A 22,243-nucleotide genomic window follows, 5' to 3' on the forward strand; every position below is an offset into this window, starting at 1 on the left:
TCAGCCCGCCCGGGTGACGTCGGCCGGGACGGCGGCCACGGGCGCCGTCGTCGGGACGCTGCGCAGAACCCGGCCGCGGGAGGCGACCGTCGCGATCATGGCGGCCTCGTAGCGCTCGACGCAGGTGTCCCAGCCCAGCCCCTCGGCGCGGCGGCGGGCGCGGTGGCCCAGCGCGGCGAGGCGGGGGCGGTCGGCGGCGAGGCCGTCGAGCGCGGCGGCGAGGGCGGCTGCGTCGCGGGTCGGGACGACGGGCCCGGTGTCGGACACGAGGTCGCGCACCCCGGGCAGGTCGGAGACCACCGGGACGCACCCGGCCGCCATCCCCTCGAGCACGACGAGCCCGAACGCCTCCGCCTGGGTGACCGAGGGGAGGACGACGACGTCGTGCGTGTCGTACGCACGGTGCAGATCGTCGTCGGAGATGCGGCCCGTGAACAGGACGTTCCGGGCCGAACCGGCAAGGGTCTCGTACTCGTGACGATGCGCTCCGTCACCGACCAGGGTCAGCTCCAGCCCGGGGCGGCCGGCCACGGCCGGGATCAGCCACTCCAGGCCCTTGTACGGGCGCATCTGCCCGACGAAGAGGACCTTCAGCGGGGCCTCGTCCCGGTGCGGGCGCAGCGGGCGCGGCCGGACGTCGACGCCCCACGGCACGACCTCGACCGGCGGCCCGTCGGCGCGACGCTCCAGAGCGGCGTAGTGCTCCGAGGTGGTGAGGATGCGGTCGGCGCGGCCGGAGAGCACCCGGTGGAGGCGGTTGTAGAGCCGCGACGCCGTTTCCGCGCCGCGCACCGCGAGTGCGCTGTGGTGGGTGTAGAGGATCGGGGTGCCGCGCCGCGCGCCGGCGAGCAGGAGCACGACATCGCTCATCGTCGGCACCGGGCCGTGGAGGTTGACGACGTCGTACTGCTCGAGCAGCTCCCCGACCCGGCGCCAGTAGGCGACGAGGGGCGAGAAGCGGTACTCGCCGAGCATCAGGCGAGGCATCTGGACCGAGGAGAGGACGTCGACGCGGTGCCCGCGCTCGCGCAGCCCGACGGTGAGGCGGTGCACGCAGCGGGAGATGCCCGAGACGATCGGCGGCGCCTCGCTGGTGACGACGAGGACGTCCAGGCGGGGGCCGGCGGACCGGTCGCGACGGTGGTCGTCCAGGCGGATCGGCGCGGCGGCCGGGGTGACGACCCGCTGTGCGGCCCGCAGGACCCGCAGGTGGCGTAGGAAGCGCAGCCCCTCGCGGGCGGTCGACTTCGACTCCTCGGCGTGCCGCGCGGCGAAGGTGAATCCGACCTCGGCGATGCGCTCGAGGCCCGAGCGCACGACGAGCTCGAGGAGGATCTTGTAGCCGATCGGGTCGACGGCGTCGAGGTCGAGCGCGGCGCGGCGCACCGCGAAGAAGCCGGAGAGCGGGTCGCTCATCCGCGCCACCGCCCCGCCCAGCAGCCGCGCCGCGAGCACCTTGGAGCCGCGCGAGACCGCGTGGCGGTACGGCGAGCCGAGGCCCGAGCCGTCCCCGCCCGCGGCGTAGCGGGTGGCGACGACGACGTCGTGGCCGGGTGCCGCGGCGAGCAGGTCGCCGATGACGGCCGGCGGGTGCTGCAGGTCGCCGTCCATGACGACCGCCCACTCGGCCCGCGCGGCGCGCAGCCCGGTGACGACCGCCCCGCCCAGCCCGCCCGCGGGCTCGTCGCGGTGGATCACCGTGAGCGCGAACGGGAGGAAGGGGGCGGCGGCGCGGGCGAGGGCGGCGGTGTCGTCGGTCGAGTCGTCGACGACGAGGACCTCCGCACCGGCCGGCAGGGCCTGCGCGAGCCGGCGGAGCAGCTCACCGACGTTGCCCGCCTCGTTGTAGGTCGGGATGACGACGGACGCCGTCGGGGCGGCCGTCGGTGCCGCGGCGGCAGTGGCGGTGAGCATGGTCGTCGGTCCTCCCCGGTGCGTCGTGCTCGTCGTTGACACCGGGAAGACTGCTGGTCAGGGGCTCGTGCGCACGATGGAGCGGACCCCCGGACGCGCGGGGACGACCCTCCGGCCGAGGTGGGGTTCTCCCCCGGCGGCGGCGCCCCGGGGGGCGGCCCGGGTAGCGTCCGGCCGTGGCCACGAACCGTTCCGCGCCGCCGCCGACGGTCACCCCCGTGCTCGTCTATCGCGACGTGCGCGCCGCCGTGGCGTTCCTGGAGGCGGCGTTCGGGTTCTCCGAGATCGTGCGGATCGGCGACGACCACCGGTCCCAGATGCGGGTCGGCACCGACGCCGCGGTGGTCGTCGCCGACGACGGCGGCGACCGGAGCCCGGTGGCGCCGACCGTGGTCACCCACGAGATCAAGCTCCGGGTCGACGACGTCGACGCGGCGATGGCCCGGGCGCGGCAGGCCGGCGCCGTCGTGCGCCAGGAGCCCGTGACCCATCCGTACGGCGAGCGGGCGGGCGTCGTCGAGGACGTGGGTGGGCATCGCTGGGAGCTGACCCGGACGGTGCGGGACGTCGCACCGGAGGAGTGGGGCGGGACGAGCGTCGGGTCCTGGTGAGGGCCGGGAGTCGGACCTGCCGCGGGCGCGAGGGTCGGCGCCGTGACCGGCGTCTCGGGCACCGGGCGCCCGGCGGTACGTCCTGTCGAGTGAGGCCTCGATGGGCGGCACCACCCGGCGCGGAATCGGTTCAGTTCGGCGCGACATCCCGCGTGTCCGCTGGCTGCGTCGGACCGGGCACCGTTGTCTGGGTCAGGACGCAGTCGAGCCCCGGTGGTCGGGGCGTGAGGAGGGTCCGTGACGTACGACGCGGTCAGCGCCTACACCGTGCTGCTCGGTGACGGTGTCGGCCCGACGACGGTCAGCGTGCACGGCAGCGCCGTGGACGCCTGGGCCGCGCTCGGGGCGGCGTTGGGCACCCAGCCGCCGCCGGGCCGGGCCGCGCACGCCGGGACCTCCGCCGTGCCGCGCCGTCGCTGGCTGCCCGGTTCCCGTCCCGGCCGGCCCGTCACCGTCGTGCCGCGGGAAGGGCTCACCCAGGACGAGGTGCACGAGGCGGCGGAGACGTGGCGGCTGGTCGACCCCGCCCGGCGGTTCTGGCAGGTCACCTCGCACCGGCTGCAGGTGACCGTGCCCGCCATCAACACGGGCCCGCTGGTCAGCCGCTCGGCCTGAGCGGGTGGGCCGGCCCCGTTCCGACCGAAGGGCACCGTCGGTCGATCTAGCCGCACGACGGCGCCCACCGCTCACAGCACCCGGCGAGCAGGCGTTCCGGCGAAGGGCGCCCCTGGTCGATCTAGTCGACCGAAGGTGCCCTTCGCTCAGAAAGGGCCCCGGCTCAGGCGAATGCCCGGTCCCCCGGCCCGATGGGACGCGGCAGGACGTCGCGCCCGGTCAGGGCCGCGTCCACCCCCGCCGCGGCCGAGCGGCCCTCGGCGATCGCCCACACGATGAGGGACTGGCCCCGGCCCGCGTCGCCGGCGACGAACACGCCCGGCACCGAGCTCTGGTACGAGGCGTCGCGCCGCACGTTGCCGCGCTCGTCGTAGTCCACGCCCAGGGCGTCGAGCAGGCCCTCCTTCTGCGGCCCGAGGAAGCCCATCGCGAGGAAGACCAGGTCGGCCTCGAACTCCCGCGCGCTGCCCTCGACCGGCTCGAACTTCCCGCCGACTCGCTGGACGTCCACCAGCTTGAGCGCCCGCAGGTTGCCGTGCCCGTCGCCCTGGAACTCCTCGGTGTTCACCGAGAACAGCCGCTCGCCGCCCTCCTCGTGGGCCGAGGAGACCCGGAAGACCGCCGGGTAGGTCGGCCACGGGTTCGACGCGGGCCGCTCCGCCGGCGGGATCGGCATGATCTCGAGCTGGGTGACCGAGGCCGCGCCCTGGCGGTGGGCGGTCCCGACGCAGTCCGCCCCGGTGTCGCCGCCGCCGATGACCACGACGTGCTTGCCCTCGGCGTCGATGTCCGAGCGGGCGTAGTCGCCCTGCTGCACCCGGTTCGACGGCGGCAGGTACTCCATCGCCTGGTGGATGCCGGCCAGCTCGCGGCCGGGGATGGGCAGGTCGCGCCAGGCGGTGGCCCCGACGGCGAGGACGATCGCGTCGAAGCGGTCCCGCAGCTCTGCCACCGAGAGGTCGTGCGGGCCGGTCCCGCCCACCTCGAGGCCCGCGACGAAGTAGGTGCCCTCGGCCGACATCTGCTCGAGGCGGCGGTCGAGGCGCTTCTTCTCCATCTTGAACTCGGGGATGCCGTAGCGCAGCAGCCCGCCGATGCGGTCGGCCCGCTCGTAGACGGTGACGTCGTGGCCCGCGCGGGTGAGCTGCTGGGCGGCCGCGAGCCCGCTCGGCCCGGACCCGATGACGGCGACCGCGAACCCGGTCTTGGCCTCGGGCGGTTGCGGTCGGACCCAGCCCTCCTCCCAGGCGCGGTCGATGATCTCGATCTCGACCTGCTTGATCGTCACCGGGTCGGAGTTGATCCCGAGCACGCACGCCGACTCGCACGGGGCGGGGCACAGCGTCCCGGTGAACTCCGGGAAGTTGTTGGTGGCGTGGAGGCGCTCGATGGCCTCGGACCAGTCGTCACGCCACACCAGGTCGTTCCACTCCGGGATCATGTTCCCGAGCGGGCAGCCCTGGTGGCAGAACGGGATGCCGCAGTCCATGCAGCGCCCGGCCTGCTTCTTGAGCGTGGTCTCGTTGAACTCCTCGTAGACCTCGTGCCAGTCGCGCAGGCGCAGGTCGACGGGCCGGCGACGCGGCAGCTCGCGGCCGGTGGTGAGGAATCCGCGGGGGTCAGCCACGAGCGGCCTCCATGATCGCGTCGTTCACGTCCCGCCCGTCGCGCTCGGCGTCGGCGGTGGCTTCCAGGACCCGCTTGAAGTCCACCGGCATCACCTTGGTGAACCGCGCGGTGGCGGCCTCCCAGTCGGTGAGCAGCTGGTGGGCCACGGCCGAGTCGGTGGCGGCGTAGTGCTTCTCCACGAGGGCGCGCAGCTCGTCGAGGTCGGCCGCCGAGGGCACCTCGAGCTCGACCATCTGGTGGTTCACGCGGGCCTCGCACATGTCGAGCACATAGGCCACGCCGCCGGACATGCCCGCGGCGAAGTTCCGGCCGGTCGCGCCGAGGATCACCGCGCGGCCGCCGGTCATGTACTCGCAGCCGTGGTCGCCGACGCCCTCGACCACCGCGTGCGCCCCGGAGTTGCGCACGCAGAACCGCTCGCCGACCTTCCCGCGCAAAAACAGCTCGCCGGCGGTGGCGCCGTAGGCGATGACGTTGCCCGCGACGATGTTGTCCTCGGCGACGAGCGGCGCCTCCGGGTGCGGGCGCACCGTGATGCGGCCCCCGGACAGGCCCTTGCCGCAGTAGTCGTTGGTGTCGCCGACGAGGCGCAGCGTGACGCCCCTGGGCAGGAACGCGCCGAACGACTGCCCGCCGGACCCGGTGAAGGTGACGTCGATGGTGTCGTCGGGCAGGCCCTTGCCGCCCCACCGCTTGGTGACCTCGGAGCCGAGCATCGTCCCGACGGTGCGGTTGACGTTGCGGACCGGCAGTTCGAGGTGCACCGGCGAGCCGTCGGCCAGCGCCCCCTCGGCGAGCTGGATCAGCGTGTGGTCCAGCGCCTTCTCCAGCCCGTGGTCCTGCGGCTTCGACCGGTGCAGCGCCTGCCCGGCGAAGTTCTCCGGGACCTCGGGGCGGTGCAGGATCGGCGCCAGGTCGAGGCCCTCGGCCTTCCAGTGCGACTCCGCGGCCCGGGTGTCGAGGACCTCGGTGTGCCCGATCGCCTCCTCGAGCGAGCGGAAGCCCAGCGCCGCGAGGTGCTCGCGCACCTCCTGGGCGATGAACTCCATGAACGCGACGACGTGGTCGGCCTTGCCGGTGAACTTCGCGCGCAGCGTCGGGTTCTGCGTCGCGACACCGACGGGACAGGTGTCGAGGTGGCAGACCCGCATCATGATGCAGCCGGAGACGACCAGCGGCGCCGTCGCGAAGCCGTACTCCTCGGCGCCGAGCAGCGCGGCGATCATGACGTCGCGGCCGGTCTTGAGCTGCCCGTCGGTCTGCACGACGATGCGGTCGCGCAGCCCGTTGACCAGCAGCGTCTGCTGGGTCTCGGCGAGGCCCAGCTCCCACGGCCCGCCCGCGTGCTTGATCGACGACAGCGGCGAGGCGCCGGTCCCGCCGTCGTGGCCCGAGATGAGCACGACGTCGGCCTTGGCCTTCGACACGCCCGCGGCGACGGTGCCCACCCCGACCTGGGAGACCAGCTTGACGTGGACCCGCGCCGCCGGGTTGGCGTTCTTGAGGTCGTGGATGAGCTGGGCGATGTCCTCGATCGAGTAGATGTCGTGGTGTGGCGGCGGGCTGATCAGGCCCACGCCCGGCGTCGAGAACCGGGTCTTCGCGATCCAGGGGTAGACCTTGTGGCCGGGCAGCTGCCCGCCCTCGCCGGGCTTCGCGCCCTGCGCGATCTTGATCTGGATGTCGTCGGCGTTGACGAGGTACTCGCTGGTGACCCCGAAGCGGCCCGAGGCCACCTGCTTGACCGCCGAGCGCCGCGAGTCGCCGTTCGCGTCGCGGGTGAAGCGGTCGGGGTCCTCGCCGCCCTCGCCGGTGTTGGAGCGCCCGCCGAGGCGGTTCATCGCGATCGCGAGGACCTCGTGCATCTCCTGGGAGATCGACCCGTAGGAGATGGCGCCGGTGTTGAACCGCTTGACGATCTCGGAGACCGGCTCGACCTCCTCGATCGGCACCGGCGCCCGGTCCTGCGTGAAGGCGAACAGCCCGCGCAGCGTCAGCAGCGAGGAGCTCTGCTCGTCGACAGCGCGGGTGTACTCCTTGAACGTGTCGTAGTTCTGGGTGCGCGTGGAGTGCTGCAGCTTGAACACCGTGTGCGGGTTGAACACGTGCAGCTCGCCCTCGCGGCGCCACTGGTACTCGCCGCCCACCGCGAGCTCGCGGTGCGACGCCCGCACGCCGTCCTCGGGCCAGGCCAGCCGGTGGCGGACCGCGACCTCCTCGGCGAGGACGTCGTAGCCGATGCCGCCCAGCCGCGAGGTGGTGCCGGCGAAGCAGTCGGCGATGACCCGCTCCCCCAGCCCGATCGCCTCGAAGATCTGCGCGCCGATGTAGGACGCCACCGTCGAGACGCCCATCTTGCTCATCACCTTGCGCACGCCCTTGGCCAGCGCCTCGACGACGTTGCGGGTCGCGGTGGGCACACCGACCCCGGTGATGACGCCGCGGTCGATGAGGTCGGCGACGCTGTCCAGCGCCAGGTACGGGTTCACCGCGGAGGCGCCGTAGCCCAGCAGCAGCGAGACGTGGTGGGTCTCGCGGACGTCGCCGGCCTCGACGACGATGTCGGTCTGGGTCCGGGTCTTCTCCCGCACCAGGTGCTGGTGCACCGCGCCGGTGAGCAGCAGCGTCGGGATCGGGGCGCGCTCGGCGTCGGAGTGCCGGTCCGACAGGATGATCACCCGGGCGCCGTCGGCGACGGCCGCCGAGACCTCCTCGCGGATCTCGGCCAGCCGGGCCTCGAGGGCCCGGCCACCACCCGAGGCGGCGTAGAGCCCCGAGACCACGTGCGGGGCGAATCCGGGCAGGTTGCCGTCGTCGTTGATCCCGATGAGCTGGGCGAGCTCGTCGTCGTCGATGACCGGCAGCGAGAGCACCACCCGGCGGCAGGAGGCCGGGGAGACCTCGAGCAGGTTGGTCTCCGAGCCGAGCGAGACCTGCAGCGAGGTGACGAGCTCCTCGCGGTAGGCGTCCAACGGCGGGTTGGTGACCTGCGCGAAGAGCTGGGTGAAGTAGTCGAAGAGCGACCGGCTGCGCGCCGAGAACGCCGCGAGCGGCGCGTCGTTGCCCATCGAGCCGGTGGCCTCGCCCGCCCCGGTGGCCATGGGGCGCAGCAGCAGCGTCAGCTCCTCGCCGGTGTAGCCGAAGGTCTGCTGGCGGCGTAGGAGGACCTCGCGATCGAACGGCACGCGCTCCCGTGCCGGGAGGTCGGGCAGGTCGATCATCCCGGCGTGCAGCCACTCGTCGTAGGGGTGCTCGGCGGCGAGCTCGCCCTTGATCTCGTCGTCGTCGACGATGCGGCGCCCGACGGTGTCGACGAGGAACATGCGGCCGGGCTCGAGGCGCCCCTTGCGCACGATCGCGGACGGGTCGACCTCGAGCACGCCGACCTCGGAGCCGAGCACGACCAGGCCGTCCTCGGTGACCCAGTAGCGCGCCGGGCGCAGGCCGTTGCGGTCGAGCACCGCGCCGATCACCGAGCCGTCGGTGAACGCGGCCAGCGCGGGGCCGTCCCAGGCCTCCATGATCGTCGAGTGGTACCGGTAGAAGGCGCGCCGCGCCGGGTCCATCTCGGTGTGGTTCTCCCACGCCTCCGGGATCATCATGAGCACGGCGTGCGGCAGCGAGCGCCCCGCGAGGTGCAGCAGCTCGAGGACCTCGTCGAAGCTGGCCGAGTCGCTGGCGTCCGGGGTGACGATCGGGAAGAGCCGGTCGATCTCGCGCTCCGAGAAGGCCCCGGTGTCGAGCAGCGACTCGCGCGCCCGCATCCAGTTGCGGTTGCCGCGCAGCGTGTTGATCTCGCCGTTGTGGGCGAGGTACCGGTACGGGTGGGCCAGACTCCAGGCCGGGAAGGTGTTCGTCGAGAACCGGCTGTGCACGAGGGCGAGCGAGCTGGTGGTGCGCTCGTCGCGCAGGTCGGCGTAGAAGGGCGCGAGCTGCCCCTCGGCGAGCATGCCCTTGTAGACGATGGTGCGTCCCGAGAGGCTCGGGAAGTACGTCGCGCAGCCCGCCGCGACGGTCTCGTGCTCCACGCGCTTGCGCAGCGCGAAGGCCCGCCGTTCGAGGGTGAGGACGACGCCCGCGTCGTCGTCGCCGGCGTTGGGGGTGTCGACGACGGAGGTGACGTGGTCGGGCAGGCCCACGAAGAGCTGGGAGAAGCGCGGCATGGCCTCGCGCGCCGTCGGGCCGATGCCCGCCCCGTCGGGGTCGGTCGGCAGGTCGCGCCAGGCCAGGAGCTCGAGGCCCTCCTCGCCGGCGAGGCGTTCGACGATCCCCCGGGCCTCCTCGATCTCGGCGTCGCCGGTCGGCAGGAAGGCCACCCCGGCCGCGTAGCGACCCGCCGCGGGCAGCGTCACGCCCTGCTCGACGAGCAGCGGACGGAAGAGGCCGTCCGGCAGCTGGATGAGGATGCCGGCCCCGTCGCCCGTCTCAGGCTCCGCGCCGCGGGCACCGCGGTGCTCGAGGTTGATCAGCGCGGAGATGCCCTTGGTGACGATGTCGTGGTCGCGTCGGCCGGCGATGTCGGCGACGAAGGAGACACCGCACGCGTCGTGCTCGTGTGCGGGGTCGTAGAGCCCCTGGGCCTGCGGGCCGGACTCCCCTGCAGAGCCCGTGCGCGGGCCACTGGTGCTGGTGCCGGTGGCGGTGGTGGCCACGTGCCCCTCCCGTCGTCGACGAAGTGGTGGTCTGCCGTTCCGCGACGACGTGCGGCCGGGCGGCCGAACTGTGGTGCGGTAGGCGGTGGGTCAGAGTGGTGCTGGTGGGCGAGGAGGGTCAGCGGGTGGCGGCAGGAGGCCGCCGCCCGGTGCGGGCGGGGATGAAGGGGGTGGGCCACAGCGGGAGTCGGGGGACGGCGTCCCGGGTCGGGCCGGAGCGGCGTCCGCCGGCCCGAGGGCGGACGGCTCCGTGGTGTGGTCCGAAGCAACCTGACGTTAACGGTGTGGACGCCCCTGCGCACGACCCCCGACGAGATCAGGAACGTGCTGATCGCCACGCCACGGCAACCCCGCCGGCCTCCGGGGACTCGTCCGGCCACCGCTGCGTGACACCGTTGTCACCGCCCGTGGTGGTCCGCCCGCGGGCGTCGCCGCCGGCGCCGGGTGCGCGCTCTCCGCGCCCGGCGGCCGCTCCCCGTCCGCCGACGGTCCTCGCCGCAGCCCGATCTGCGGGAACCGTCGGGTATCGGGGCCCTGGTGTCGGGGTATGCCCCTATGGTGTCGAACGCGTGTTCGACCGCACGGGACGTCCCCCACGCCGCGGAGGCGTGGGACGTCTGGGGCGCCCCGGCGCGGAGCGTCCACCCGTGCGAGCACCAGTACGACCCACGACGGCCACGACCTCGGGAGCCATCATGAGCGAGACCGACACGCGGGACAGTCTGCCGTCCGACACGCCGTCGGGCCAAGACCCTCCTGGACACACGGACGACACACCCTCGTCCACGGCGCCGGACCCGCAGGCCGTGAAGACCCAGGACGGGTCCTCCGCGGCCGAGAAGGACCCGGCGCAGTGGGTCACCGGGGACGAACCGATGACCGGGCCGCAGGCGAGCTACCTGGAGACCCTGGCCCAGCAGGCGGGGGAACAGCCGCCGAAGGACCTCACCAAGTCCCAGGCGTCGCGGGCCATCGACGAGCTGCAGCAGCGGGCCGCGCGGGGATGAGGCACGTCTGGCCCCCGGGCGGCCCACCGGGCGAGCTCGACCCCGCGGCGCTCGCCGGGCTCTACGCCTACCCGGCCCACCCGGCACGGCCGTTCGTCCGCGTCAACTTCGTCTCGAGCGCCGACGGCGCCGTGGCGGACGCGGCGAGCGGGCGCTCCGGCGGGCTGGCGGCCCCCGGGGACCGGCCGCTGTTCGGCGTGCTGCGCGAACTGGCCGACGTCGTCGTCGCGGGGGCGGGCACGGTGCGCGCCGAGGGCTACCGCGGGGTGCGCACCTCGCCCGAGCGCCGCGCCCGCCGCCGCGCGCGGGGGCAGGCGGAGGTCCCGCCCGTCGCGGTGGTGACGACGACGGCGTCGGTGGAGCCCGACGCCGCCCTGGTCACCGACACCGCGGTGCCGCCGATCCTGCTCACCACGGCGGACGCCGCCCCGCGGGCCCGCGCCCGGCTGGGCGACGCCGCGGAGGTGGTGGTCGTCGGCGAGCACGACGTGACGCCGGAGGCGGTGCTGGCCGCGCTCGCGGAGCGGGGCCTGCCCCGGGTGCTCTGCGAGGGCGGGCCGGGGCTCTTCGGCTCGTTCGCGGCGGCCGGGCTGGTCGACGAGCTGTGCCTGAGCCTCGCCCCGCAGCTCGCCGGTGGGGGGCCGGGCCGCATCCTCGACGGTCCCGCCGCGACGGAGCCGCCGACACCGCTGCGCCTGGCCGCCGCGCTCGCCCACGAGGACGCCCTGTTGCTCCGGTACCGGACGGTCCGGGGCGACGCCGCTGACCCGCCCCCGGAGGCCGACTAGCCCGTTCGGGTGATGTGCCGTGACGATCCCGCGGCGGCCGGAGTCCTACGGGTAGTCGCCGCCCACGAGGGCGACAGCCATCGACGGACACGAGACGATGTCCGTCCACACCGCGCAGAGGAGCGCCCCATGACGACCGCTTCGGATTCCCCCGTGACGAGCACGCCCGCGACGGCCCCGCGCACCGGCGGTGCCAACCCGTCCCGGCTGGCCGACGACTCGGGCCAGGGCAAGACCACGATCGCGTCCGGGGTCGTGCAGAAGATCGCCGGCATCGCGGCCCGCGAGGTCTCCGGCGTGTACTCGATGGGCGGTGGGGTCTCCCGCGCGTTCGGCGCCATCCGGGAGCGCATCCCCGGCGGCACCGGCACGTCCCAGGCCGCAGGCGTGCAGGTCGAGGTCGGCGAGAAGCAGGCCGCGATCGACCTCGACATCATCGTCGAGTACGGCGCCGGGATCGTCGAGCTGGCCCGCGCCGTGCGCCGCAACGTCATCGGCGCCGTCGAGCAGATGACCGGCCTCGAGGTCATCGAGGTCAACATCGCCGTCAACGACATCCACCTGCCCGGCGACGACAACGACTCCGCGGAGCCGGCGCCCGCCCAGCCCTCGCGCGTCGAGTGAGCACGGACACGCGGCGGAGCGGAGCCAGACCATGACCCAGGGCGCGATCCCGCCGTCGGCCGCAGGCGTGCGCGCCACCGCCCCGCACGACCCGACTGCCCCCGGCCTGGGCCCGGTGTCCGAACGGGTCGCCGACGCCCTGCTCGCCCACCCCGACGTGGTGCGGCTCTCCGGCGGTCCCTACGGCGGGATCGCGACCTACCTGCCGGGCCGGCGCCTGCTGGGGGTCGCGCTCGGCGAGGGCGAGGAGCCGACCCGGATCGGCGTGGTCCTGCGCCTCGGCGCGCCGGTGCACGCCACGGCGGACGCGCTGCGCGTCCTCGTCGCGGCGCAGACCGGCGCGCGGCGGGTCGACGTCGTCGTGGCCGACCTCGAGCCCGGGAGCCGGGTCCGGTGACGGGCGCCGCGCGGTTCCGGGCCTTCGCCCGCCGTCACCACCCGGACGTCGGCGGCGACCCGGAGGCCTTCCGGGCGGGGCTGGAGGCCTTCCGCGCGGGACGCTCGCCCTTCGCGGCGGTCGGGGAGCCCGACCCGGGCCCCGCCGACGTCCCCGATCCCCGCTGGACGTTCGCCGACGACGACCCCCGCCTCGACGCGCCGGTGGTCGCGGTCTCGGGCCGCGTCCTGCCCCGCACGCTGCGCGCCGGGCGGCGCTGGCTCGGCCGGGCGCCGCTGCGCCCCGTCCGCACCCGCCGCGTCGTCTGACCCTCCCCCTCGTCCCCTTCACCGCTTTCCCTGCTCCGGAGGTCCATCCCATGAAAGCCACCACGGTCGGCTTGTTCGTCGGCCTCCTGCTCGGCGTCGCCGCCGCGGCGGGCGGTCTCGTCGGCTTCTTCATCGCCCTCGTCCTGGGCATCCTCGGTCTCGTCGTCGGACGGGTGCTCGACGGCGAGCTCGACCTGACCCAGTTCACCGGCCGCGGCCGCGACCGATGAGCGAGCCCTCCCGCGACGACACGACGCCGGTCCCGGTCGCCACGGCGACCGGCCCGGCGGACGCCGCGCCGGCCGAGGACGAGCCCGCCGAGCGCGGCGGGCTCGAGATCGCGTTCGCGGTGGTGCGCCGCATCGCCGAGTACGCCGCGGACTCCACCGACGGCACCGTGCGCACCGAGCGGCGCGTCGTCGGCCTCGGCCTCGGCGAGTCCGGCTCGACCGCGAAGGTCTCCGGCTACGGCGACCAGGTCGACCTGCGCCTCGAGGTCCCGCTCGCCTACCCGGCGCCGATCGCGCTGACCGTCGAGGCGGTCCGCGGCAACGTCCGTGAGCGCGTGGAGACGCTCACCGGCTACGCGGTGCGGGCCCTCGACGTCACCGTCTCCGCGCTCGCCGTCCCGGCCGGTCCCCCGGCCCCCACCCGACGGACGGAGTGATCGTCCCGTGCGCTTCCTGCTGCGCCTGCTCTCCCCGCTGCTCGGGCTGGCCGTGGCCGCGGTCGGCGTCCTCGTGCTGATCGAGGTCATCACCGCGTGGGTCGCGCCGGGCTCGTCGCCGCTCGTCGTCCCGTGGTCGGACTGGCAGGCCGCCCTGACCACCACCACCTGGTCGTCGTCGGTGGTGCGGACCGCGGCGATCCTCGTGGCCGTCGTCGGGCTGCTCGTGCTGCTGGTCGGGCTCGTCGCCCGCCGCCACGACGTCCGGCTCACCGACCCGGTCCCCGAGGTCACCGTCACCACCTCGCCGCGATCCCTCGCCCGGGCCGTCGGCCACGAGGTCCGTTCCCACTCCGACGTGGTGTCCGCCTCCGTCGTGGCGTCGGGCGGGAAGGTCGTCGTCAAGGCCGGCACCCTCGACGAGCCCGACACCGTCCGCCAGGCGGTCCGGGAGCGGATCGACGAGCTGTTCACCCGCCTGCCGCTCGCGCGCCGACCGCGCGTGTCGGTGTCCGTCGCCGCCACGAAGGGGGTCAAGTGAGCCGCCGCTCCCGCGCCGCCGTCGCCCGCTCCACCGCCTCCGACCGCACCCTGGTGGTGCTCGCCGGCCTCGTGCTGCTCGCGGCCGGGGTGCTCGTCGCGCTCCTCGGCCAGGGTGTCTTCGGCACCTACCGGGCGCAGCGCCCCCTCATCGACCCCGAGATCAGCAGCTGGATCAGCGACAACGCCACGGCGGCGCGCTGGATCGCGATCGCCGTCGGGGTGGCGCTGCTGGTGGTGGGCCTGATCTGGGCCGTGCGCTCGCTGCGCCCCGAACCGCGCCCGGACGTGCTGCTCTCCGACGTCCCGGGCTCGCGCCTGTCCGTGGAGCACTCCGCGATCGCCGAGGCCGTGCGCGCCGACGCGGAGTCGATCACCGGCGTGAGCCGGGCCCGGGTGCGGCTGGTCGGCGACGAGCGGCGGCCCGCGATGCGGATGACGCTCTGGCTGGTCGAGGACGCCGACGTGCGCGACGTGTGGGCCGAGGTCGACGGCCGGGTGCTCGCCCGGGCCCGGCGGGCGTTCGCCGTCGAGGCGATCCCGACGGCGGTGCGCATCGAGCTGGACGCGGCGGCGTCGAAGACCCCGCGCGTGCTCTGACCCAGACCCCTCTGGGCCAGACTGGTCACCGTGGACCTGCCCGTGATGCCGCCGGTGCCGCCGATGCTGGCCAAGCCCGTGAAGACCGTGCCGGAGGGCCAGCACTACGAGCCCAAGTGGGACGGGTTCCGCGCGATCGTCTTCCGCGATGGTGACGAGGTGGAGATCGGCAGCCGCAACACCAAGCCGATGACCCGCTACTTCCCCGAGGTCGTGGAGGCGCTGCGCGAGCACCTGCCCCCGCGCTGCGTGGTGGACGGCGAGATCATCGTCGCGAGCGGCGACGGTCGGGGGCTCGACTTCGAGGCCCTGCAGCAGCGCATCCACCCCGCCGTCTCGCGGGTGAACCTGCTGGCCCGCGAGACGCCGGCCAGCATGGTCGCCTTCGACCTGCTCGCCCTCGGCGACGACGACCTCACCGCCCGGCCGTTCGCCGAGCGCCGGGCGGCCCTCGAGGGCGCGCTCGGACCGGCCGGGCACGCCCCCGTGCACGTCACGCCGATGACCGCCGACGTCGACGAGGCGCGGGAGTGGTTCGTGCGCTTCGAGGGCGCCGGGCTCGACGGGCTCATCGCCAAGAAGGGCGACCTGCGCTACCAGCCCGACAAGCGCGTCATGAGCAAGATCAAGCACGAGCGCACGGCGGACTGCGTCGTCGCCGGGTACCGGGTGCACAAGTCCGGGCCGGAGGCGATCGGCTCGCTCCTGCTGGGCCTCTACGCCGCCGACGGCACGCTGGCCTCGGTCGGCGTCGTCGGGGCGTTCACGATGGCCCGGCGCCGTGAGCTCTTCACCGAGCTGCAGCCGCTGGTGACCGACTTCGATGAGCACCCCTGGAACTGGGCGGCCCACGAGGCGGGCGAGCGCACCCCGCGCAAGAACGAGACCAGTCGGTGGAACGCCGGCAAGGACCTCTCGTTCACCCCGCTGCGCCCGGAGCGGGTGGTCGAGGTCCGCTACGACTACCTCGAGGGCGAGCGGTTCCGGCACACCACGCAGTTCGTGCGCTGGCGCCCGGACCGCGACCCGGAGTCGTGCACCTACGACCAGCTCGAGCGCCCGGTGAGCTTCGACCTCGCCGAGATCCTCGCCCCGAACTGACGCCCACCACCTCCGTCCGGGTCCGCCCTCACCGTGGTACGACCGGCACCCGGTCAGCATCCGTGCTCACCCGTCGTCCGCTGCCGCGCCCGTCACCCGCCAGGAAGGTCCGCCATCCGCGCCGCGCTCCCCGCCCGTCCCGCCCGCCGCCGCCGGGCCGCGGAGGCCGCGGTGCTCCTCGCGGCGACGTTGCTCGTGCTCGCGGGCTGTGCGGTCGGGCCCTCCCAGCGTCCCCCGGTCGCGACGGTGAACAGCGACGCGCCCTCGGCACCACCTGCGTCGTCATCGGCCGCGCCCGCCCCGCCGTCGGCCCTGCCGCCGCTGGTGGCGTCGGCCCCGAACGTGGGCTTCACCGACTGCACCCCCGCGGTCGTCGCCGCGCTCGGCGGTCCCGCCGCGCTCGGCGGACGTGACGTCCGCACGGGGTGCGCGACGGTGCCCGTGGGCGGCGGGTACGCGTCCGGGTCCTCGACCTCGGCGGCCCAGGTCGACATCACCCGGGTGACGATCGGTCAGGCCCCGACCGCCCCGACGGTGCCGATCGCGGTCCTCGGCGACCCCGGCCGGCGCACCGGCACCGAGGCGGCCGTCCGGCTGGCGGCGCAGGGTCCCGCCGACCTGCTCTCCGGGCGGACCCTCTACGGGGTCGACGTGCGCGGCAGCTCGGGCACGGCGGTCGACTGCATCACCCCCACCACCCGGGCGGCCCTCGACGACGCCGACCCGGCCGCGGCGGACCCGGTCGCGCTCGCCCCGCTCGCGGTGGCTGCAGGTAGCGCGGCCCGCACGTGCTCGCAGCTGCTGGAGGACTCGCTCACCGACTTCACGACCGCCACCGACGCCGACGACCTCGACGAGGTCCGCCAGGCGCTGGGCGCCACCCGGCTCAACGCGGTGGGTCTCGGGGGCGGGGCGGCCGTGCTCGCACAGTGGGCCCAGGCGCACCCCGGCGCGCAGGGCCGCCTCGTGCTCGACGCCCTCCCCGACCCGACCGCCAACGAGCCGGTCGCCTCCGCCCAGCGGGCGGCCGCCGCGAACGCCGGCCTCGACGCGTTCGCCACCGCCTGCGTCGCGAACGGGAACTGCCCGCTCGGGCCGGACCCGCGCGGCGCCGTCACCGACCTCGTGCGGCGGCTGCACGCGGCCCCGCTGCCGGCCGCGGGCGACGCCACCGGGGCGGTGGCGGGCCGCGCGGTGACCGCCGGGACCGTCGTGTCCGTGCTGGTGGACGGGCTGGGCGACCCCGGTTCGTGGCCGGGCCTCGCCGCGGCCCTGGCCGCGGCCCGCACCGGGAACCCCGCCGGGGTCCTCGGGCTGGCCGAGACCCGCGAGGGCGTGGGCAACACCGGCACCGGCTCCCAGGGCTCCCCCGACCCCGGGTACGACCTCGGGCTCGTCCAGACCTGCAACGACGACGCGAACCGCGCGACGGTCGACCAGGTCGCCGCGGCAGCCGGGCGCGCGGCGTCCGCCGACCCGGTCTTCGGCGGCTGGTTCGCGCAGCGGGCGCTGACCTGCGCCTCGTGGCCGGTGCGCACCGCACCGCCCGCCCCGCTGGCCGGCACTCCGACCCCGACGGTGCTGCTCGGGAGTTCCGCCGACCCCGCCGTGCCGCTCCCCCAGAGCCAGCGCGTGGCCGCGGGCATGCAGGGCTCGGTGCTGGTGTCGTGGCTGGGCGCCGGGCACGGCGCCTACCCGGGGACGCCGTGCATCGCGGGAGTGGTCGACGACTTCCTGGTCGGGGGCGACATCCCCCGCGAGGAGACGGTCTGCCCGCCCTGAGCGGAAGGATGATCATCGGCGTGCCGCGCCGGGTGGCCGCCCGTAGGCTGCCCGGCGTGCCGCTGCCGCGACTGCTCGACGCCGCACTCGACCGCCTCGTCGTGCCGGGCTACTCCCGCCTGGGGTACCTCGCGCGCGCCGCCGGGTGGTCGGCGCTGCCCGCCGACGCCCTGGCGGGCCGGACCGTGGCGGTGACCGGGGCCGCCGGCGGGCTCGGGGAGGCCACCGCCGCGGGGCTGGTGGCACTGGGCGCCGAGGTCGAGATGCTGGTGCGCGACCGGGGACGCGGCGAGGCGGCGCGGGCGCGGCTGCTCGAGGCCCACCCCGGCGCCCGGGTCACGGTCGCGCGCTGCGACCTCGCAGACCTCGACGACGTGCGCCGCTACGCCGCCGACGCCCGGGACCGCCTCGTCGCGCTGCACGGCCTGGTGCACAACGCGGGCGTGCTCCCCGGCGAGCGCACCGAGACGAAGGCGGGCCACGAGCTGTGCCTCGCGACCCACGTCCTCGGGCCGTTCCTGCTCACCCGGGAGCTCCTGCCGCTGCTGCGCGCCGGGTCGCCGCCCGACCGCCCCGGCAGCCCGGCCCGCGTCGTGTTCGTGTCCTCGGGCGGCATGTACACCGCGTCGTTGCACACCGACGACCCGGAGTTCCGCGAGGGCCGCTTCTCCGGCGGCGCCGCCTACGCCCGGACCAAGCGCATGCAGGTCGTCCTCGCCGAACTGCTCGCCGACGACCTCGCGGGGGCCGGCGTCGCGGTGCACAGCATGCATCCCGGGTGGGCCGACACGCCGGGCGTCGCGGGCTCGCTGCCCGGCTTCCACCGGCTCACCGGGCCGCTGCTGCGCACCGTCGAGCAGGGGGCCGACACCGCGGTGTGGCTGCAGGCCGCGCGCGAGCCCGGCCGGTGCAGCGGCGTGTTCTGGCACGATCGCGCGCCGCGCCCGACGCACTACCTGCCCCGCGGCGCCGAGGCCCCGGAGGAGCGCGCCGCGCTGTGGGCGCTGTGCGTCGACGCCACCACCGCCTGACCCGCCACGACCTGCGGATCTCCCCTGGCCTCACCCGGACGGACGCAGCTGACGCCGGTGCGCGGCCGCCGGTTAACACCCGCGCCGGGTGCGGCGATGCGACGGGTGGAGGACCCCGTGACGGAGCGGGGACACCGGTGCCATCGGGGGCGACGGGATGACGGGACAGCACAGGGACCGCGTGGGCGCGAGCGGCGGGCCGGCCGTGGGCCGGCCGACGCCGCCGTGCGGACAGCCCGCCCCGGCGCCGTGGACCGGCCCGCAGGCCCTCCCCGCCCCGCGCCCGGCGCCGCACTCCGGCCCGCAGCCGGTGGTACCGGGCCACCCGTACGCGGTCTACGGCTGGGACCCCGCCGACGACGTCGACGACCCGCGGCCCGCCGGGAACCCCGCCGGCGCGGCCTCGGTCGTCCTCGGCGTGCTCGCGGTGCTGGTGAGCCTGCGCCCGCTGGCCTTCGGCTCGATGGCGATGGCCTGGGACACCTACCTCGCGCTCGGCGTCGCGGTGATCGCCCTGGTCCTGGGCGGGGCGGGGCTGCGCAGCCGGGTCCACCGGCCGGTCGCCGTCGTCGGGATGGTGCTCGCGGTGGCGGCGCTGCTCGTCGTGGCGGTCCTGCCCACGCTCTGACCCGCTGATCGTCTTCCCCGCCGGTCCACCGACAGGGCGAATCCGCCACCCCCGCCGGGTGAGCCGACCGCGCGTCGGGCCGCGGGACCGCCGCGAACTGGCACCGTCGGGCGGCATGTCCCCCGCGCCGTCCCCGACCTCCCCGCCCGGCCCGACGACGCCGATCTTCGACGAGGTCGACGGCTGGTGGCGCGACGGCGGGCACGAGCCGGCGCCCTCCTCGATGCTGTCCTTCCCCGGGGCGTCCCGGGACCGGCGGCGCCCGGTTCGCTCCCCCGGGTCGACGTCGGCTCCGCGGCACCTGCTGGGGTGACCCCGGCCGCCGGCGACGCGCCGCCGCGAGGCGGCCCCGGCGGTGTGATCATCCGGGGTCGTACGATGCGCGGGTGACGTCCCCCGTCACGCCGGTGCCGGCGTCCGCGCTCGTGGCCCCGGTGTCGTGCTGGGCCGACGGCGAGGTCCGGGAGCGAACCCGGCGCACCCGGCGGCGTCTCCTCCTGGCCGCGGCCGGGCTGTTCGGCGAGGCCGGGTACCACGGCGCCTCGGTCGCGGACATCCTCGCCGCGGCCGAGTTGACCAAGGGCGCGCTCTACTTCCACTTCCCGAGCAAGTACGCGCTCGCCGAGGCCGTGCTCTCCGAGGTCGAGCACTCGTGGGCGAGGGTGGTCGACGAGATCGCCGACCGGAGGCTCGACCCGGTCTGGCGGCTCCTCGTCGAGACCGACGCGTACGTCGCGCGCTGGATGTACGACCCGCTCGTCCGCGGGATCAGCCAGGCCCTCGACGACCCGGAGCTGGCCCCGCTTCGCGCACGGTGGTTCGAGCGGTGGGAGGCCGCGACGATCGAGCGCCTGGACGAGGCGTCGGAGGCCGACCTGCTCGCCCCCGAGGTCGATGCCCGCCGTGCCGCCCGCGCGGTGATCGCCGTCGCCTGGGGGAACTTCGCGCTCGCCGAGGGGCCGGACGACCTGTGGGCCCGGATGACGGAGTTCTGGGAGGGCCTGCTGCCGATCCTGGCGTGCCCGGGCTGGCGGGCGACGTGGACGACGTCGCCGTGGCACACCCGGGCCGCGCCGGAGGAGACCGTCTACCGGTTCGCCCGCGAACCCTGAGCGCGCCCGTCCCGCTGGGCCTGCCACCGTGCGAGGACGTCCCCGTAGCGCTCCAGGACGGCGGCCCGGACGTCGGGATCGCTGCGCGGTACCGGCTCGATGAAGACCTCGTCGAGGTCCGGGAGGGCGTCGCGGAGCTCGTCGTCGAGGCGGACGCAGGCCCGCTCGAGGTCGGCGGCGGTGAGCGCGTCGAGGAAGTCCACCCGCGCGCAGAGCAGGACCGAGTCGGTGCCGGTGACCATGGTCTGGATGTCGACCACCGCGTCGACCTCGGGGGCGTCGGCGAGCAGGTCGAACGCGGCGTGCACCAGCGCCGGGTCGGCGGTGCGGCCGATGAGCAGCGAGCGGTTGGTCCGTCCGAGGACGAACGCCACGCCCGCGAGCAGCACCCCGATCAGTAGCGAGGCGAGCCCGTCGAAGAGCCCCGAGCCGGTGAGCTGGTGCAGCCCCACGCCCAGCGCCGCGAGCGCCAGCCCGATGAGCGCGGCGGAGTCCTCGAAGAACACGCTCTTCACCGTGGGGTCGTCGGAGAGGCGCAGGTAGCGCAGGGGCGAGAGGCCCAGCTCACGGCTCTCCGCGCGGATCTGGCGGACCGACTGCGCCCACGAGGTCCCCTCGATCACCGCGGACAGCGCGAGCACCCCGTAGGCGACCCACGCGAGGGTCTGCTCGCGCTCGCCGTTGACGATCGTCGCGACCCCCTCGTAGACCGAGAAGGTCGCGCCGGTGACGAACACCGACACCGCGGCGATCAGCGCCCAGAAGAAGCGCTCCTTGCCGTAGCCGAAGGGGTGGAAGCGGTCGGCCGGGCGCGCGGAGCGGCGCAGCGCGGTGAGCAGCAGGACCTCGGTCGTGGTGTCGGCGACGGAGTGCGCCGCCTCGGCGAGCATCGCCGAGGAGCCGGTGAGCAGGCCGGCGACGAGCTTGAGCACCCCGACACCGACGTTCGAGACGAGCGCCAGGACCACGGTGAGGGTGCTGCCGCCGCCCGCCTCGCCGCTGCCCTCCTCGGCGCCGTCGTCCGCGTCGTCGTCAGCCATCGGCGCCGGGGGCGGTGCGGACGAGGGCGTCCCAGCCCTGGTCGCGGGCCCGGGCCGCCTCCTCCGCCGCACCTCCCCCGCGCAGGCCGAAGAGCCGCTTGGCGAACAGCAGGTAGGCGATCACCGCGAGGTTGATGACGAGCGCGAGGATCTTGAAGACGGTGACGCGGCCGGTGAGCTCCCAGATCTCGGGCACGAGCAGCACCGTGGTGGCGACCAGCGTCAGGTACTCGGCCCAGCGGCGGGCCCGCCAGAGCCCGATCGCCTCGACCCCCTCGAGCAGCGCGTAGGCCGCGACGACGATCCCGACGACGACCACCGTCGTGGCGCTCGCCGAGAACGCCCGGATGACGGTGCCGACGACGCCGTCGTCGCCGTCGCTGATCCCAACGGTGTCGCGCAGTGTGGCGAGCACCGCGAAGAACGGGGTGCGCAGGGCCTCCCGGTCGGCGAGGAACACGAAGATAGCCGCCGCGACCAGCGCCAGCCCCACGAAGTGGATCAGCCGGTCGATCGCGATGAGCCGCAGCACGAAGCGGTCGCGCAGCGCCCGGCCCCGCAGCGGGAGGTCGACCTCGGCGCGGGTGGGCAGCGCCGGCTGGGTCGGTGCCGCGGGCGGGTCGAGCGGGATCCAGGAGTCGCAGCGCAGGCAGCGGTGCCAGCGGATCGTGTCACCGTCGGCGTCGGTCGTCTCCCGCGCGACGATCGCCGGGTCGAACCCGTCGTCGTCGGAGGTCAGCGCCGTGGCGTCGGTGCCGAGCAGCCGGTGCCCGCGCAGCCCGCAGGTGAGCAGCTCGTAGTGGAAGCGGGGCCGGAAGCGGGCCGGGGGCACGGTGCCGGGCGGGCGGTGCAGCCCGCTCGTCGCGTGCGGCGCCGCGGTGTCGGTCCTGCCGGTGGTGCTGGTCATGTGGCTCCTCCCCGGCCCCGGATCCTACGGACGTCCGGCCGGTCCGGTGCCCCGAAGGACCCCGAGTGGTGCCCGGCGTGGCGGCCCGCCACGCTGGAGGGGACATGACCGACTTCGCCGCCGGACGCCGCGCCGCCCGATTCGTCCTCGCCGGGCTCGCCGCGCTCTCGCTCCTCGTCGCCGCCTGTTCGTCCCCGGACTCCGAACCACCCGCCGCCGCGGCCACGGCGCCGCCCGGAGCTCCGCCGTCAGGCCACCACGGCCGGCCTGGTGGCCACGCCGGTGCAGGT

Annotated in this window: 22 protein-coding genes and 1 pseudogene; 18 read left to right on the top strand and 5 right to left on the bottom strand. The window is 75.3% G+C overall.

Going from position 1 to position 22,243, the window contains the following annotated elements; genetic code table 11:
• Positions 1-1,914 (bottom strand): glycosyltransferase, encoded by a 1,914-nt coding sequence (locus VGH76_RS13750; RefSeq protein ID WP_331557247.1) that lies wholly within the window; start codon positions 1,912-1,914, stop codon positions 1-3.
• A gap of 176 nt (positions 1,915-2,090) precedes the next feature.
• Between VGH76_RS13750 and VGH76_RS13755 the strand changes: the two genes are divergently transcribed.
• Together VGH76_RS13755 and VGH76_RS13760 are read left to right on the top strand one after the other, a co-directional pair.
• A complete protein-coding gene (locus tag VGH76_RS13755) occupies positions 2,091-2,525 on the top strand; it encodes a VOC family protein (protein ID WP_331557248.1) in 435 nt (144 codons plus the stop codon).
• Positions 2,526-2,762: 237 nt separating this feature from the next.
• Positions 2,763-3,140, top strand: coding sequence for a hypothetical protein (locus tag VGH76_RS13760; protein ID WP_331557249.1), 378 nt, complete (start codon positions 2,763-2,765; stop codon positions 3,138-3,140).
• A gap of 163 nt (positions 3,141-3,303) precedes the next feature.
• Here VGH76_RS13760 and VGH76_RS13765 read toward each other — a convergent pair whose 3' ends face one another.
• Together VGH76_RS13765 and gltB are read right to left on the bottom strand one after the other, a co-directional pair.
• Positions 3,304-4,767 (bottom strand): glutamate synthase subunit beta, encoded by a 1,464-nt coding sequence (locus VGH76_RS13765; RefSeq protein WP_331557250.1) that lies wholly within the window; start codon positions 4,765-4,767, stop codon positions 3,304-3,306.
• Entirely contained in the window at positions 4,760-9,421 is a 4,662-nt protein-coding gene (gene gltB / locus VGH76_RS13770; RefSeq protein WP_331557251.1) for a glutamate synthase large subunit, read from the bottom strand. Before gltB ends, VGH76_RS13765 begins: the two co-directional genes overlap by 8 nt.
• A gap of 806 nt (positions 9,422-10,227) precedes the next feature.
• Between gltB and VGH76_RS13775 the strand changes: the two genes are divergently transcribed.
• The 15 genes from VGH76_RS13775 (at position 10,228) to VGH76_RS13845 (ending at position 20,006) form a co-directional block, all read left to right on the top strand.
• Positions 10,228-10,428 (top strand): DUF3072 domain-containing protein, encoded by a 201-nt coding sequence (locus VGH76_RS13775; RefSeq protein WP_331557252.1) that lies wholly within the window; start codon positions 10,228-10,230, stop codon positions 10,426-10,428.
• Positions 10,425-11,216, top strand: a complete 792-nt coding sequence (locus VGH76_RS13780; protein WP_331557253.1) for a pyrimidine reductase family protein — start codon at positions 10,425-10,427, stop codon at positions 11,214-11,216. Before VGH76_RS13775 ends, VGH76_RS13780 begins: the two co-directional genes overlap by 4 nt.
• Before the next feature lie 129 nt (positions 11,217-11,345).
• Positions 11,346-11,840 (top strand): Asp23/Gls24 family envelope stress response protein, encoded by a 495-nt coding sequence (locus VGH76_RS13785; RefSeq protein WP_331557254.1) that lies wholly within the window; start codon positions 11,346-11,348, stop codon positions 11,838-11,840.
• Between the two features lie 31 nt (positions 11,841-11,871).
• Positions 11,872-12,237: a hypothetical protein gene (locus VGH76_RS13790; RefSeq protein ID WP_331557255.1), complete on the top strand. Its 366-nt coding sequence runs from the start codon at positions 11,872-11,874 to the stop codon at positions 12,235-12,237.
• Positions 12,234-12,545 (top strand): hypothetical protein, encoded by a 312-nt coding sequence (locus VGH76_RS13795; protein WP_331557256.1) that lies wholly within the window; start codon positions 12,234-12,236, stop codon positions 12,543-12,545. Before VGH76_RS13790 ends, VGH76_RS13795 begins: the two co-directional genes overlap by 4 nt.
• A 50-nt stretch (positions 12,546-12,595) precedes the next feature.
• Complete coding sequence (locus VGH76_RS13800) at positions 12,596-12,775, top strand: hypothetical protein (protein ID WP_331557257.1); 180 nt, start codon at positions 12,596-12,598, stop codon at positions 12,773-12,775.
• Positions 12,772-13,212 carry an Asp23/Gls24 family envelope stress response protein gene (locus VGH76_RS13805; RefSeq protein WP_331557258.1) on the top strand — a complete coding sequence of 147 codons (441 nt, stop codon included), beginning with the start codon at positions 12,772-12,774 and terminating at the stop codon, positions 13,210-13,212. The genes VGH76_RS13800 and VGH76_RS13805 overlap by 4 nt, the downstream gene beginning before the upstream one ends.
• A 7-nt stretch (positions 13,213-13,219) precedes the next feature.
• Positions 13,220-13,753 carry a DUF6286 domain-containing protein gene (locus VGH76_RS13810; RefSeq protein WP_331557259.1) on the top strand — a complete coding sequence of 178 codons (534 nt, stop codon included), beginning with the start codon at positions 13,220-13,222 and terminating at the stop codon, positions 13,751-13,753.
• The gene (locus VGH76_RS13815) at positions 13,750-14,352 is read left to right on the top strand and encodes an alkaline shock response membrane anchor protein AmaP (protein ID WP_331557260.1); all 603 of its coding nucleotides are present in this window, start codon (positions 13,750-13,752) and stop codon (positions 14,350-14,352) included. Before VGH76_RS13810 ends, VGH76_RS13815 begins: the two co-directional genes overlap by 4 nt.
• Before the next feature lie 30 nt (positions 14,353-14,382).
• Entirely contained in the window at positions 14,383-15,453 is a 1,071-nt protein-coding gene (locus VGH76_RS13820; protein WP_331557261.1) for an ATP-dependent DNA ligase, read from the top strand.
• A gap of 171 nt (positions 15,454-15,624) precedes the next feature.
• On the top strand, positions 15,625-17,235 hold the full coding sequence (locus VGH76_RS13825) for an alpha/beta hydrolase (RefSeq protein WP_331557262.1): 1,611 nt from the start codon (positions 15,625-15,627) through the stop codon (positions 17,233-17,235).
• Positions 17,236-17,282: 47 nt separating this feature from the next.
• Positions 17,283-18,266 carry an SDR family NAD(P)-dependent oxidoreductase gene (locus tag VGH76_RS13830; RefSeq protein ID WP_414637724.1) on the top strand — a complete coding sequence of 328 codons (984 nt, stop codon included), beginning with the start codon at positions 17,283-17,285 and terminating at the stop codon, positions 18,264-18,266.
• Positions 18,267-18,423: 157 nt separating this feature from the next.
• Complete coding sequence (locus VGH76_RS13835; RefSeq protein ID WP_331557264.1) at positions 18,424-18,894, top strand: hypothetical protein; 471 nt, start codon at positions 18,424-18,426, stop codon at positions 18,892-18,894.
• A 115-nt stretch (positions 18,895-19,009) separates the two neighbouring features.
• Positions 19,010-19,207, top strand: a complete 198-nt coding sequence (locus VGH76_RS13840) for a hypothetical protein (protein ID WP_331557265.1) — start codon at positions 19,010-19,012, stop codon at positions 19,205-19,207.
• 73 nt (positions 19,208-19,280) lie between these two features.
• Complete coding sequence (locus VGH76_RS13845; RefSeq protein ID WP_331557266.1) at positions 19,281-20,006, top strand: TetR/AcrR family transcriptional regulator; 726 nt, start codon at positions 19,281-19,283, stop codon at positions 20,004-20,006.
• Here VGH76_RS13845 and VGH76_RS13850 read toward each other — a convergent pair.
• Both VGH76_RS13850 and VGH76_RS13855 read right to left on the bottom strand, forming a co-directional pair.
• On the bottom strand, positions 19,982-21,046 hold the full coding sequence (locus tag VGH76_RS13850; protein WP_331557267.1) for a cation diffusion facilitator family transporter: 1,065 nt from the start codon (positions 21,044-21,046) through the stop codon (positions 19,982-19,984). The two genes, VGH76_RS13845 and VGH76_RS13850, sit on opposite strands and share 25 nt — an antisense overlap.
• A complete protein-coding gene (locus tag VGH76_RS13855) occupies positions 21,039-21,953 on the bottom strand; it encodes a DUF2127 domain-containing protein (protein WP_331557268.1) in 915 nt (304 codons plus the stop codon). The genes VGH76_RS13850 and VGH76_RS13855 overlap by 8 nt, the downstream gene beginning before the upstream one ends.
• Positions 21,954-22,057: 104 nt before the next feature.
• Here VGH76_RS13855 and VGH76_RS13860 point away from each other — a divergent pair.
• Positions 22,058-22,243, top strand: a pseudogene (locus VGH76_RS13860) (hypothetical protein); the annotation flags it as partial.

The organism is Actinomycetospora sp. (assembly GCF_036497585.1).
Lineage (GTDB): Bacteria > Actinomycetota > Actinomycetes > Mycobacteriales > Pseudonocardiaceae > Actinomycetospora.